Annotated in this window: 12 protein-coding genes; 5 read left to right on the plus strand and 7 right to left on the minus strand. The window is 60.8% G+C overall.

The window, feature by feature from the left end:
- Window positions 1–48 precede the first annotated feature (48 nt).
- The 4 genes from GNZ13_RS03065 to GNZ13_RS03080 form a co-directional block, all read right to left on the minus strand.
- Window positions 49–1008, minus strand: coding sequence for a branched-chain amino acid ABC transporter permease (locus GNZ13_RS03065; RefSeq protein WP_172160385.1), 960 nt, complete (start codon window positions 1006–1008; stop codon window positions 49–51).
- Window positions 1005–1874: a branched-chain amino acid ABC transporter permease gene (locus GNZ13_RS03070; RefSeq protein ID WP_172160387.1), complete on the minus strand. Its 870-nt coding sequence runs from the start codon at window positions 1872–1874 to the stop codon at window positions 1005–1007. Before GNZ13_RS03070 ends, GNZ13_RS03065 begins: the two co-directional genes overlap by 4 nt.
- A 131-nt stretch (window positions 1875–2005) precedes the next feature.
- Window positions 2006–3268: an ABC transporter substrate-binding protein gene (locus GNZ13_RS03075; protein ID WP_172160389.1), complete on the minus strand. Its 1263-nt coding sequence runs from the start codon at window positions 3266–3268 to the stop codon at window positions 2006–2008.
- An 879-nt stretch (window positions 3269–4147) separates the two neighbouring features.
- Window positions 4148–4732 (minus strand): TetR/AcrR family transcriptional regulator, encoded by a 585-nt coding sequence (locus GNZ13_RS03080; RefSeq protein WP_172160391.1) that lies wholly within the window; start codon window positions 4730–4732, stop codon window positions 4148–4150.
- Window positions 4733–4912: 180 nt separating this feature from the next.
- Between GNZ13_RS03080 and GNZ13_RS03085 the strand changes: the two genes are divergently transcribed.
- From GNZ13_RS03085 to GNZ13_RS03095, 3 genes are all read left to right on the plus strand, one after another.
- Window positions 4913–5929: an alcohol dehydrogenase catalytic domain-containing protein gene (locus tag GNZ13_RS03085; RefSeq protein ID WP_172160393.1), complete on the plus strand. Its 1017-nt coding sequence runs from the start codon at window positions 4913–4915 to the stop codon at window positions 5927–5929.
- A 155-nt stretch (window positions 5930–6084) separates the two neighbouring features.
- Window positions 6085–7062 (plus strand): zinc-dependent alcohol dehydrogenase family protein, encoded by a 978-nt coding sequence (locus GNZ13_RS03090; protein ID WP_172160395.1) that lies wholly within the window; start codon window positions 6085–6087, stop codon window positions 7060–7062.
- Window positions 7063–7138: 76 nt separating this feature from the next.
- Window positions 7139–7738, plus strand: coding sequence for an NADPH-dependent F420 reductase (locus GNZ13_RS03095; protein ID WP_172160397.1), 600 nt, complete (start codon window positions 7139–7141; stop codon window positions 7736–7738).
- Window positions 7739–7889: 151 nt separating this feature from the next.
- Here GNZ13_RS03095 and GNZ13_RS03100 read toward each other — a convergent pair whose 3' ends face one another.
- On the minus strand, window positions 7890–8612 hold the full coding sequence (locus GNZ13_RS03100; RefSeq protein WP_172160399.1) for a TetR/AcrR family transcriptional regulator: 723 nt from the start codon (window positions 8610–8612) through the stop codon (window positions 7890–7892).
- Window positions 8613–8750: 138 nt separating this feature from the next.
- Between GNZ13_RS03100 and GNZ13_RS03105 the strand changes: the two genes are divergently transcribed.
- Window positions 8751–8927, plus strand: coding sequence for a lipase family protein (locus GNZ13_RS03105; protein ID WP_172160401.1), 177 nt, complete (start codon window positions 8751–8753; stop codon window positions 8925–8927).
- Between the two features lie 71 nt (window positions 8928–8998).
- Window positions 8999–9454, plus strand: a complete 456-nt coding sequence (locus GNZ13_RS03110; protein WP_172160403.1) for a MaoC family dehydratase — start codon at window positions 8999–9001, stop codon at window positions 9452–9454.
- A 1-nt stretch (window position 9455) separates the two neighbouring features.
- On the opposite strand, the gene GNZ13_RS03115 is transcribed toward GNZ13_RS03110, so the two are convergent.
- Both GNZ13_RS03115 and GNZ13_RS03120 read right to left on the minus strand, forming a co-directional pair.
- On the minus strand, window positions 9456–10643 hold the full coding sequence (locus tag GNZ13_RS03115) for a porin (protein ID WP_172160405.1): 1188 nt from the start codon (window positions 10641–10643) through the stop codon (window positions 9456–9458).
- A gap of 161 nt (window positions 10644–10804) precedes the next feature.
- Window positions 10805–12025 carry a CaiB/BaiF CoA transferase family protein gene (locus GNZ13_RS03120; RefSeq protein WP_172160407.1) on the minus strand — a complete coding sequence of 407 codons (1221 nt, stop codon included), beginning with the start codon at window positions 12023–12025 and terminating at the stop codon, window positions 10805–10807.
- Between the last annotated feature and the right edge of the window lie 121 nt (window positions 12026–12146).

Genomic DNA, 12146 nt, shown 5'->3' on the forward strand with positions numbered 1-12146 from the left:
CCGTGCTTCGCACTGCGGGACGAGCGCCTTCGGGCGGCCGGGCGGCGCTCATGAGTCGCTCCTGCGCTGAATGAAGCCGAGCAGCCCGCGCGGGAAAAACAGCACGATCGCGACGAACAGCAGGCCGACGAACGACATCCAGTTGACCGTAATGCTCGAAAGATAGTCCTGCAGCACGACGAATACCGCGGCGCCGAGCAGCGGCCCCCACAGGCTGCGCATGCCGCCCATGACCGCCATCATCACGAAATCGCCCGACTGGCTGTAGTGCAGCCCGCGCGGATCGGCGAAGTTGTTCAGGAGAGCGTAGAGCGCACCGGCGAACCCCATGAAGAAGCAGGACAGCGTGAAGGCGATCCAGATATGCCGATCGACGGGAATGCCGAGAAAGCGAGCACGCCGCTCATTTTCGCGGATCGCGATCATGGTGCGCCCGAACGGGGAGCGCAGGATGAAACCCATCACGCCGATCGCGAGCGCGAGGCAGAACAGCACGAAATAGTAGAACGCGTTGGCGTTCGACAGGATGTCGATCCGGGCGAAGCCGAGATCGAGCGGCTGGCGCGAAAAGCCGCGCAAGCCGTCGTCGCCGCCGGTGACGGAACTCCATTGGAAGGCGATGTAGTAGAAGACCTGCCCGAACGCGATGGTGACCATCGCGAAGTAGACGCCGCGTCGCCGTGCGATGAGCGCGCCCAGCAGTGTGCCGGCAATGCCGCCGAGCAGCGTGCCGCACAGCAGCGCGAGTGGTGTGCTCGGCGCGAGAAACTTCAGCGCGAGGCCGGCGCCATAGGCGCCGAGCCCGAAATAGGCCGCGTGTCCGAAAGAGAGCACACCGGTGAAGCCGAGCAGGAAGTTCACCGACATGGCGGCCAGTCCGAGCACGAGCACGCGCGTGCCGAGCGCGGTGTAGCCGCCGAGCAGCGGCATCCAGTAGGGCGCCAGCAAGAGCACCGCCCAGAGTGTTGCGATGACGACCAGCCGGGGAGGGTGGCGGTAGTCGCTCATGACATCATGCCTTCTTCGCCGAGCAGGCCGCGCGGCCGGATCAGCAAAACCACAGCCATCAGCACGTACATGATGGCCTCGCTCGCCGCAGGGAGGAACACCGCGGTGATGCCCGAGGCGACGCCGATCAGCAAGCCGCCGAGCAGCGTACCGGTGAGGCTGCCAACCCCGCCGACGATGATGGCGATGAAGCTCGGCATCAGGAGGCCGGTTCCCATCGTCGGCTCCAGCCCGAGCTGGCCCGCGGCGAGCACGCCGCTCAGACCGGCGAGATAGATGCCGACGGCGAAATTGAGCGCGCGCAGCCTGCCCACGTTGATGCCGAGCGCCGCGACGGTTTCAAGGTCGAGCGTGCCGGCGCGGATGCGTATGCCGAGCCGGCTGTAGCGCAACAGCATGAAGAGCAGTGCAACCGCGATGGTTACAGTGCCGACCATGAACAGGCGGTAGCCGGTAATAAAGAAGAGTTCGTTGCTCAAGGGCTGAGCCAGCGCGGGCGGAATGGTCACGGGCTTGCCCTGCGCACCCCAGATGAAGCGGGTGCCGTCCTCGATCATGAAGGCGAGGCCGAACGTCAGCAGCAGGCTGTAGAGCGGATCGCGTCCGTAGACCCGCCGGATGAGCACCCGCTCGACGGCGAGACCGATGGCGGCCGTGCATAGCGGCGCAATCAGCAATGCACCCCAGAACCCTACGTAGGGCGTGATCGTATAGGCAATGTAGCCGCCGATCACGAGGAAGCCACCATGGGCGAAGTTGATCACGTTGCTCAAGTTGAGAATGAGCGACAGGCCAAGCGCCATCAGCACGTAAAACGCACCGATGATCAGCCCGTTAGTGACGTTGAAAAGGAGTAGTTGAGTCATCGGCCGCTCATGTCCAGACGCAACCCGTGCACGAGCCGCGTCGGGCAGCCTGGGTCGCTGTGTTGCCACGCATGCGTGTCAGGTTCATGGCAACGGCTGCCGGTACTACCGCGCGGACATCGTCTTCGGGATCAGGCCGGCCACTGCAGATTGCAGCCGGTCGCAGCGTCGGGCGGCGCAGTCTTGTCGCCGGCGACCACGCGTTCGACACGGAACAGATCCTCCGGGTCGCCCGCCGGCTGAGACAGCGCTTCGCCGACAAACGCCGAGGTCATCAGCTGGTGGTCTCCCTTGCGGTAGTAGCACTTGTTGGGCTGCAGCTTGACGTCGTCCGCGAGTTCAAACCCGCCGAGCGCCTCGGCGAGTTTTTTCGCGTCGAGGCTCTTTTCCTTGTTGGCGACCGAGGCGAGCGTATGAACCGACGTGTAGCCGAACCAGTGGCGTGCAGTGGGGACTTTGCCGCCGTTCATCTTGCGGATGTCGGCGACGAACTTCTCGACGCCCGGGACACCCGGCTGCTTCCAGTACCACTCGAACATCCAGAATCCGACGCGCGCCTCCGGCGGCATCGCCTCGAGCGATTCGAGCTCCTGCTGAAGCCCGGCAACGTGGATCTGCTTGCCGATGCCGAACTGCGCGATCTGCTTCAGGCAGTTGACCATGTCGGAACCCTGCGGCAGCACCAGCAGAACATCGGGGTTGGCCGCGCGCGCCTTGATCAGGTACGCGGAGAAATCGGTCGTGCCGAGCGGCGTGAGCTCGTTGCCGGTCATCGTGCCGCCGAGCTTTTGCAAATCCGCCAGCGCGGCCTTCTGCAGCGTATGGCCAAAGGCGTAGTCCGGCGTAATGAAATGCCACTTCTTGCCGTACTTGGTGAAGAGGAGGTCGGCGACCGCGTTGGCCTCCATGCTTGTCGTATTGCAGACGCGAAATACATTCCACTTGCAATCGCTGCCCGTGATTGTGTCGGTGTGGCCGCCCGAGACGATGTGCAACACCTTCTTCTCGTTGGAGACCTGGGCGATTGCCTGAGCGATGCCGGAATTCACATCCCCGATCAGAAACGTGACCTGATCACGTTCGATCAGCTTGCGCGCCTTCTGCACGCCGGTACCGACGTCGTTCGCCGAGTCTTCCACCAGCAGCTCGATGGGGCGCCCGAGAATGCCGCCGTTGGCGTTGATCTGTTGCACGGCGAGCCTCGCACCCATCACTTCATTCTGTGCAACTGCAGCATAAACACCGGTCAATGGATCGACCATGCCGATGCGCAACGGTGTCTCGCCGCGTGCCTTGATGATGAAGGGCGAGGCGAGCTGCAACGCCGCTGCAGCAGCGGCCCCCTTGAGCACCGTGCGACGACTAACGGCGCGGATATGACCCGGAGTTTTCATAGGGGTTCTCCCTGATTTATTCACGTCGAACCGGTCAAACGCCTGAATCCTGAACCGAAGCGTGAGCATCCTCGGTCAGCACAATCTTGATCCTGTTAGATGGGATCTACAAGATATCGTTTTGCCTCCCTCCGGCTTCCAGTTTGGAATGCGTACGAACGCTAAAATCACTGAGGACGAAAAGCTGAAGATTGTCGACGCTATGGTGATGATTCTCGAGTACGGGAAAATTGTGCTATGAAAAATCTCAACGCAAGGGCATGGCTCGCACTTCCCGTCCTCGCCGTTGTGATGGGCCTTCTACTGTTCGTCCCCGCGGGGACCGTTCAGTATTGGGAAGCATGGGTGTACTTATTGATCTTCACAGGCGCATCACTCCTCATTACGCTCTATCTCATGCGAAAGGATCCGGCGCTTCTTGCGCGTCGGATGAGCGGCGGTCCGACGGCGGAGAAGCACCCGCTCAGAAGTTCATCATGCTGTGTACGTCAATCGCCGCGATGATGCCATTTCTGATTTGGCGGCTCATTGACGAAGAACGCTTCCTTGCGAGGAATCTGTCCGGCTATACCGGATACCAGAAACGAGTCCGGCATCGTCTTGTACCATTCGTGTGGTAGTCGAGTCGGGTGCCCTGAGGTATGCAGCTAAGCACTAGGTCTTTGCCTCTATCAACAAGGCATGGGGGCAGTTGAGGTAGTTGTGCCAGAAATCTTCGTCGCCTACGCTGGCCCCGGTCTCAGACAAGCTGGGATGAATCCACCGAATCGAGTTGAAACCTGCCTCGCGCAAAGCGCGCTTGTCGAGCGAGCACGCACTGCGCACGTACCGGTCGTCTGCGTCCGCCCGGTGCTGGACCACTCCGTGCAGCATGGCCGGTCAGACAACGCGAGTCCCCCGGGGCCTTGCAGATCTTACCCGACCGCTTTGAGCTGGCCATGCTTGCATGGCGACATCTGCGATTGCCTTCAGCTTTTGCGGGCCGCCTCCGTCTCGTGCCTGGACGGCCATTCCGCGGGTCACGGCGCTGTAGAAGGCAGCAAGTGCGGGCACGTCGGTGTCAGGCGGTAAGTCGCCGTCTTCGACCCCCTTGCGCAACCGCTGCGCCATCATCTCTTCAGCGTTTGCGCGGTGCTCGGCCATCGTCTCACGAATAGAAGCGAGTTCGGGGGGCAGGTGAGTGCCGGCCAGCGAGATCATGCAGCCCGATGGGTGGCTGTCTCGAGTGAATTCGACGACGGTAGCATCGAGAAACTTCTTGAATGCTTCTCGCGTGTCGGCCGTGCCGAACAGTCTGCCAGCGAACCAGACTTCGGACATGCTCAGGTATGCGTCAGTCGCTTCCCTGTAGAGCTGCTCCTTGCTGCCGAACGAGTTATAGAAGCTCGAGGGGCTGATCCCCATGGCCTGGATCAACTGGTCGAAGGAGGCTCCTTCGTATCCGTGCTCCCAGAAGAGCTTCATGGCTCGGTTCAGAGCTTCCGTACGATCAAAGGTTGAGGGCCTGCCGCGGCTGCGCCGGGGTTGCGTATCGTTTTTTGTAGTCATGGCTCCAAAATTTATTGACATGCTGTAGAGATGCCCCTATTCTGCCATAACGGAGCGATCGCTCCAATAATCAAATCCTTGCGAAAGGAGTCCGTGATGCAGCGAATTGTTCACACCAGCCATGGCGAGCCCGCCGAGGTGCTCACGCTGGAAGCATTTTCCGATGCCCCTTCTCTTGTGAGCGGAGCGGCGCTTGTGCGTGTGTCCGCCGCACCGGTTCATCCGGGCGACTTGCTGGGTGTCTCCGCTTCCCCCGCCTTCGGGGCGGCTCCCCTCATCCCGAGGGGAGGTCGAGTGCCCGGCGTCGAAGGTGTAGGGGTGGTGGAAGCGCTGGCCGCTGACATCGACCCTTCACACCGGATTCAGGTCGGCACACGTGTGGCCATCTTTCCCGTTAACGGCGCCTGGAGCTCCAGGATCGCCGCGCCTGTCCAGTCGCTGATACCCGTGCCCGATGAAGTGAGCGATGAGGTCGCAGCGCAGATGCTGGTCAACACGTTGACTGCACGCCTTGCGATGCGGGCTGGTCACAACGCGTTGCCTGAAGACAAGCGCGAAGATGTCACGGTTATTCAGACGGCTGCCAATTCTGCCGTCGGAAAGCTGCTCACTCATCTGCTCGTCGAAGTGGGCGTCAATCCGATCCTGCTCGTCGGCTCCGCGGCGAGCGCGCAAGCGCTTAAAGCTGCTCGCCCCAACCTTTCTGTCATCGTCACGGAGAACCAGGGCTGGAAGGACGAGCTTCGCGATGCGCTTGCGAACAAGCCCGTCTACGTGGCGTTCGATGGCGTCGGCGGCGCGCTATTACCCGACGTAGCGGGCTTCCTGGCTCGGGGCGGAGCGATCATTAGCTACGGCTCCTTGGGGGGAGCTACGACGGACATTCGTTCCATCGCCCCTCGAGCGCTGACCATAAAAGGGGTGTCGTTGTTCAGCTGGCAATTCGAAGCTGCGGCGGTACGCGAAGCGGACCTGGCCAAGGCGCTCGAGCTCGCACGCAACTTCCCGAGCCTTTTCCCCGTAGCGGAACGATATCAGGCGAGCGACTACCTGGGAGCGCTCGAACATACGTACCGCAGGGGAAGGACCGGCATGGTGCTGCTCGCGTTCTAGCGCTACGCGTCCTGCGAAATGTGAGGCGCTCCTCGTCATGAGGGGCGGCTTGGTAGCGTTCACCCCGGTTTTTGCACGATTTCGAAATGAGCCCCGAGTGCCGGAGTATTGCCTCTCGGCTTTCCAGCTAAGCATCTTATGAAAGGACGTAATCCATGCGTGCTATCCAGAACACCGCTTTCGGCGACCCCGTCGAGACTCTGAAACTCGTTGACCTTCCGGAGCCGGCCAACCCCGGCCCGGATGAAGTCCTGATCGCGATGGAGTATGCCCCCATCAACGGCAATGACCTGGCCGTCATCACCAATCGCTTCGCCTACTCGACTCCACTGCCCTCGATCGTGGGCAACGAAGGCGTCGGGCGAGTTCTGCAGGTAGGCTCGAATGTCTCCAACGTGAAGGTCGGCGACCGCGTGTTGCCCCCGCTTTATGCGTTGACCTGGCGCGAGCGCCTGGTGATCCCGGCCAAGGGGCTGATTGCGCTGCCTGCCAACGTCGATCCACGTCAACTGGCCATGCTGCAAATCAATCCTCCCACGGCCGTACTTCTGCTCGGGCGTTTCGTTGACCTCAAAGAAGGCGACTGGATCGTGCAAAACGCGGCCAACTCCGGCATCGGCCGCACGGTGATCGCGTTGGCGAAGAAGCGTGGCCTGCGGACCATCAACTTCGTACGTCGTCCGGAACTGGTCAAAGAACTGGAAGAAGCGGGTGGGGACGTCGTTCTCGTCGATGAGCCGGGCGCCATCGACAAAGCCAAGGCCGCGGTCGGTCCGGGCAACGTCCGTCTGGCCATCGACGGCCTGAGCGGTTCGGCTGCAGTGCGCTTGATCGACGCGCTGTCGCAAAACGGTACGCTGGTGAGCTATGCGTTCACGAGCGGCGAGGTGGTCATGCCGGTCAAGGTCGTGGACCTGCATCTGCGAGGCATCGTCGTGCGCGGCATATACATCGACCTTCCCGAATACCTGCCGTACATCGCAGACGCAATCAAGGAGTCTGCCGAACTGATGGCGCGCGGCGAACTTGACCTGCCTGTGGTTGCCGTCTATCCGCTTGCAGATTACAAAAAGGCCATCGCTCACGCAATCAAGGGCGGCAAGGTGCTGCTCGACCTGCGCTCATCCAACTGACCAGGCAGTTCTCCCAAGTGCCTTGCTCCTACGCGAGCATGGCTTCGTTGACTTACGTTGCCGCTGAGGTGTCGAAATGAAGATTGGTTTTATTGGAGCCGGTGCTGTAGCGCAGTCCATCGCCAGGAGTGCCATTCAAGCAGGACATGAGGTTGTCTTGAGCGCTCGTCGTGGGCCGCAGGCTTTGGGCGATATCGTGGCCGGACTCGGTCCGAACGCGTCGGCAGATACGGTCCAGGAGGTGGCCCGGCTTGAGCTGGTCATGCTCGCCGTTCCATGGCTTCAAGTCCCGTCGGCGCTGGATGGGCTGCCCAATTGGGCAGGTCGCATTTTGGTGGATACCACCAACCCTTTTACGCAACTCGAGCCTGAGCTCGTTCTGGCGGACTTGGGGGGCACGGGCGCCAGCGAGATCGTCGCGGCACACGCGCCAGAGGCTCGCGTCGTCAAGGCGTTCAATGCTATCCGCATGGAGCACTACGACAAGGGCCCGAAGTTTCATGACGGAAAGCGCGTCATCTTCGTCTCCGGTGACGACAAGGACGCAAAGGCGGTGGTGATCGGACTCGTCAACGATTTTGGCTACGCACCAGTGGATCTTGGCGGTCTGATTTCGGGCGGTCGCATGCAGCAAGCGGGTGGTCCGATCGCTGGCCACGACTGGGTGGTGGCATAGGACTGCAAGGTATGCTAACCAATGTCGCGCTGTTTCGGGAAGCAGAGCGGCTGGATGTCCGGTTGTCTTTGTGATCTGCCGTTGGCGGGACACCACTTCGAACGTCGGCAACGGGTCCCGGTCCGCGCCGACCGAAACACTCGCTGCGTATCTAAGCTGTGAGTCCCTGAGACGATTTGGTCCGCACTCGTTGCGGGTCGGCAGTGTTGCTGCGCGGCAGCAGGTGAACGACCTCTTCCAGGTGCGCCGGTCCTGCCGCGACGGCGCTGAGAAAAATGCTGATCGAGAAGTGAATCATGCGCTCCAGATCGACAGGTAGATCAGATCGTGGCACGCGATCCGAGAGGATCAATGTGGCAAGACCGTGCTCCATGCTCCATGCAGCATGGGTCACGAGCGTGAGTGACGACTTGGGCCAGCCATGTTCCAGCGCCAGTTGCTCGACCGACGACGCGAATAGCCGGAACGACTTCGCACCGATCTCGTTCAGTTCCGGGAATGAGTCACGCGTCACGATGCGCGGCCCGATCATCAAGTTGAAGAGTCCCTTGTGGCGCTGCGCAAATTCGACGTAGACCCGCATCATGCTGTATGCCTTGGCCATTGCCGTGTCGTCGGACGCCTGAATCTCGCTACGCAGCGTCGCGAGATCGTGAAACCCGTCCGCGGCAATGGCAGCGAGCATCCCCTCCTTGCCCGCGAAATGTCGGGACGGAGCAGCCTCCGATACACCCACCGCCCGTGCGAGATACCGAAGGCTCAATTCGCGTACGCCAATCTCTTCCAGCGCCCGGCGCCCCTCTGCGATCAACGCATTACGCAGGTTTCCATGGTGGTACGGCGCGGCCGGCGTAGCAGAAGATTTCGAATTCACGATATCGCCAGAAACAGTCTGTGAAGGTTAGCAATTATAGACGTGCGATTTCCCCGCACGCAATGCGCCTGCCGGCATCGACGTTCCCGGGATCAGCCGGACGTCGTCGGACGTAAGTGGAGATGAAGGAGACCGACTGTGAAGCGCGTCCTTGATGCCAGCAAAACCTCGAATCCGGAGGTCCGACCGAGTAGTATCGACTTAGACGCACTGGTCTTCGTTCATGGCTTCCTTGATAGCCAAGCAGCCTGGAATCCACTGATCAAAGCACTTGCTCATACCGGGATTCCGGCACTTGCTGTGCAGCAAATTTGAGCGAAGACGTGCGACGGTGTTGCGGTTGGAGCGGCTTCGATTGACCCGAACTGATTTGATGGGAGGAACTCATGCAGGCCTTATATCTGGATGATCTGGTGGTTGGTATGCAGTTTGAGTCGTCGCCATTTGCCGTCACGGAGGCCGATATCAAACGCTTCGCGAGCGAATTCGATCCTCAACCCTTCCATCTCGATGACGCTGCCGCGCAAGCGACGATCTTTCGGGGGCTTGCAGCGAGCGGCTGGCACACGGCCGCTATGACGATGCGCATGTTGACAGGCGGAGGATTGCCGCTTGCAGACGGCGTGATCGGCATGGGCTGCGAGATCACGTGGACGAAGCCCGTGCGGGCAGGGAACCAGCTGCGCGTCGTCACCACGGTGGTCGATGTAAAGCCGTCTACATCAAAATCCGGGCAGGGCGTCGTTACGGTTTCATCGGATACGCTGAACGAGTCCGGTGAGGTCGTGCAACGATTGGTCTCGAAGTTGCTCGTGTTCGCTCCGGCGGCGCGCCAAGGTTGACCTAGAACTTGACGCGCAAGCCGGCGGTAACGGCTAGCTGATATCTCGAATTGGAACCCGTTGGTCCGCCGACGTTGTCAATCGACGCCGTGAGGGCATCGCCCAGGGCTTTCTGATAGACAGCGGCTACATAGGCCGTGCTGCGTTTGCTAAGCAGGTATTCGGCCCCCGCGTTTATCTGCGCCCAACGAGGATGAGTTCCATCAGTAATGTTCGCTATACGTGAGGCTCCGCTTACCTTTCCGTCGCTGTAAATGAATGCGACGCCAGCAAGAACGGCCGGGGAAATCTGATAGCTCGCATTGGCTTCATAGTTGGAAAGAGAAAAGCTCGAACGATCGACGTACTGCAACTTGGCGAATGTGTACGCGAACCCCAGCGTTGTCGCATGCCATTGGTACGCTATGCCTGCACCGGTGACGTCCTGCGTCCTGACGGGGCGCGTGTAGAAGATATCCGTGGCGCTCGTGTAGTCGCCGACGATGGCACCAGCCGTATTGCTCCCCCCCGTACTCCCGGCCGAAGGGTTTGAGAGGTGCAGGTGGCCAGCCCCCAGCGTTACAGCTCCTGCGGCGTAGCTCGCCCCAACGCTCCACGCGCTATTGTTTGAGAAGCCAGTGCCTGCTGAACCGGCTGCCTGATTGCTGAAAGCGTACAACCCTCCGACGGCAAGCCCGCGATAGGTTGGACTGGTGTACTTGACGGAATTGTTGATGCGGAACGTGGTGTAGAGGTTGTCAATGTCGCCGACGTGCGCGCCATATTGTGTTGCCCATTGTCTGGACGAGACAAAGGGGCCGACGAAGTCGACGACCGAGTCGTACTGTCGACCGAAGGTCGCCGTCCCAAGATTTTTGTTGGCCAGCCCAACAAATGCCTGGCGGCCGAATAAACGTGAACCTTGCAATTGCGTGCCGGTGGCGACGCTAAAACCGTTCTCGAGCACAAATATGGCGGAATTGCCGCCGCCCAGATCCTCGACCCCCCGAATGCCCCATCGGGACGGCGCACCGACGCCGGATGTTTCCTGTATTTTTCGGGCGCCGATGGCTCCCGGCTGACTGGCCAGGTTGTTCACATAACTGATACCGGCATCAACCAGACCGTAGAGAGTCACGCTGCTTTGCGCGCAGACTGACGCGCTAGCCAGTCCGCCAGTCGCAAGAATGATCGCCTTACTCAATTTCATGCATGTCTCCCGTGAAGCGTTATAGCTATGTAGTAGCTAGGCAATGCGCCGTCGATCTCGTGAAGACCTCGGCGGCGAAATGGTTCATTCCACCAATCTGCGGTGCCAGCCATGTACGGCCTGACACCGCGCACAAACCGGCGCAGTGGCTGAATGGATCTTCAGATCACCGAGCGTTGGTGCAGCGCCGCGATTCGTTCATAGTCATAGCCCAGGACGAGGCGTAGAACGTCAGTTGTATGCTCGCCAAGCTGGGGCGGGTGGGTGAGCGCTTGCGGCGGAGTCGCGCTCATAATGATCGGATTGCGCACCAGTTTCACGGTGCCGCCGGACGGGTGCGGCAGGTCGAGCTGCAGACCGCGCGCCACCACCTGCTCGTTCTCGAATACTTCGCCAAGATCGTTGATCGGGCCGCAGGGGACGCCGGCGGCCTCGAGCGCGGCGATCCATTCATGCTTGCCGCGCACGCGGACCATCTCTGCCAGAATCGGCGCCAGCGTGTCGCGATTGCGCACGCGGGCCGGATTGGTTGCGAAGCGCTCGTCGTCGGCCAGTTCCGGCCGGTTGCCGGCTTCCACGAATTTGCGGAATTGCCCGTCATTGCCGACCGCGACGATGATCCAGCCATCGCTCGTCTGGAACGTCTGATAGGGCACGATGTTCGGGTGCGCGTTGCCCCAGCGCACCGGCGGTTCGCCGCTCGCCAGGTAATTCGAGTTCACGTTCGCGAGCATGGCGACCTGCACGTCGAGCAGGGCCATGTCGATGTACTGGCCTTGCCCGGTACGGTCGCGATGTGCGAGCGCTGTCAGCACGGCGACGGTTGAATACATACCGGTCATCAGATCGGCAATCGCCACCCCGGCCTTTTGCGGTCCACCGCCTGGCAAGCCGTCGTGCTCGCCGGTAATGCTCATGAAGCCGCCGATACCCTGGATAATGAAATCGTAGCCCGCACGCTGCGCATAGGGTCCAGTCTGGCCAAAGCCGGTCACCGAACAATAGATAATGTCGTGCTTGACTTCCTTTAGCGACGCGTAGTCGAGGCCATATCTTTTCAACTGGCCGACCTTGTAGTTTTCCAGCACCACGTCACTTTGGGCCGCCAGTTCGCGGATGATCTGCTGACCCTCGGCTGTCGCGATGTCGACGGTGACTGAGCGCTTGTTGCGGTTCGCCGCGAGGTAGTAGGCGGCCTCGCGCGTATCTGCGCCGTCCGGCGTTTTCAGGTACGGAGGGCCCCAGTGACGCGTGTCGTCGCCGACCTCCGGGCGTTCGATCTTGATGACGTCTGCGCCGAAGTCGGCGAGCGTCTGTGCACACCACGGGCCGGCGAGCACGCGGGTGAGATCCAATACGCGAATATGATTGAGAGCACCCATAACTGGTCGAAATTTTATCGTTTAGTAATACTATTAATTTGAGCGAAATTGCGTTTCGTAGTTAGCGCCAACTTCCAGGAACGGAAACTGGCTCCTGGATTTAAACGGCTACGTCAGGTTG

Origin of the sequence: Paraburkholderia elongata, assembly GCF_013177735.1 — a bacterium.
GTDB lineage: Bacteria > Pseudomonadota > Gammaproteobacteria > Burkholderiales > Burkholderiaceae > Paraburkholderia > Paraburkholderia elongata.

Bases quoted from the DNA above. Each gene is read 5' to 3' on its own strand.
- GNZ13_RS03065 (WP_172160385.1), bottom strand. From the start codon at position 1,008: ATGAGCGACTACCGCCACCCTCCCCGGCTGGTCGTCATCGCAACACTC.
- GNZ13_RS03070 (WP_172160387.1), bottom strand. From the start codon at position 1,874: ATGACTCAACTACTCCTTTTCAACGTCACTAACGGGCTGATCATCGGT.
- GNZ13_RS03075 (WP_172160389.1), bottom strand. From the start codon at position 3,268: ATGAAAACTCCGGGTCATATCCGCGCCGTTAGTCGTCGCACGGTGCTC.
- GNZ13_RS03080 (WP_172160391.1), bottom strand. From the start codon at position 4,732: ATGAAGCTCTTCTGGGAGCACGGATACGAAGGAGCCTCCTTCGACCAG.
- GNZ13_RS03085 (WP_172160393.1), top strand. From the start codon at position 4,913: ATGCAGCGAATTGTTCACACCAGCCATGGCGAGCCCGCCGAGGTGCTC.
- GNZ13_RS03090 (WP_172160395.1), top strand. From the start codon at position 6,085: ATGCGTGCTATCCAGAACACCGCTTTCGGCGACCCCGTCGAGACTCTG.
- GNZ13_RS03095 (WP_172160397.1), top strand. From the start codon at position 7,139: ATGAAGATTGGTTTTATTGGAGCCGGTGCTGTAGCGCAGTCCATCGCC.
- GNZ13_RS03110 (WP_172160403.1), top strand. From the start codon at position 8,999: ATGCAGGCCTTATATCTGGATGATCTGGTGGTTGGTATGCAGTTTGAG.
- GNZ13_RS03115 (WP_172160405.1), bottom strand. From the start codon at position 10,643: ATGAAATTGAGTAAGGCGATCATTCTTGCGACTGGCGGACTGGCTAGC.
- GNZ13_RS03120 (WP_172160407.1), bottom strand. From the start codon at position 12,025: ATGGGTGCTCTCAATCATATTCGCGTATTGGATCTCACCCGCGTGCTC.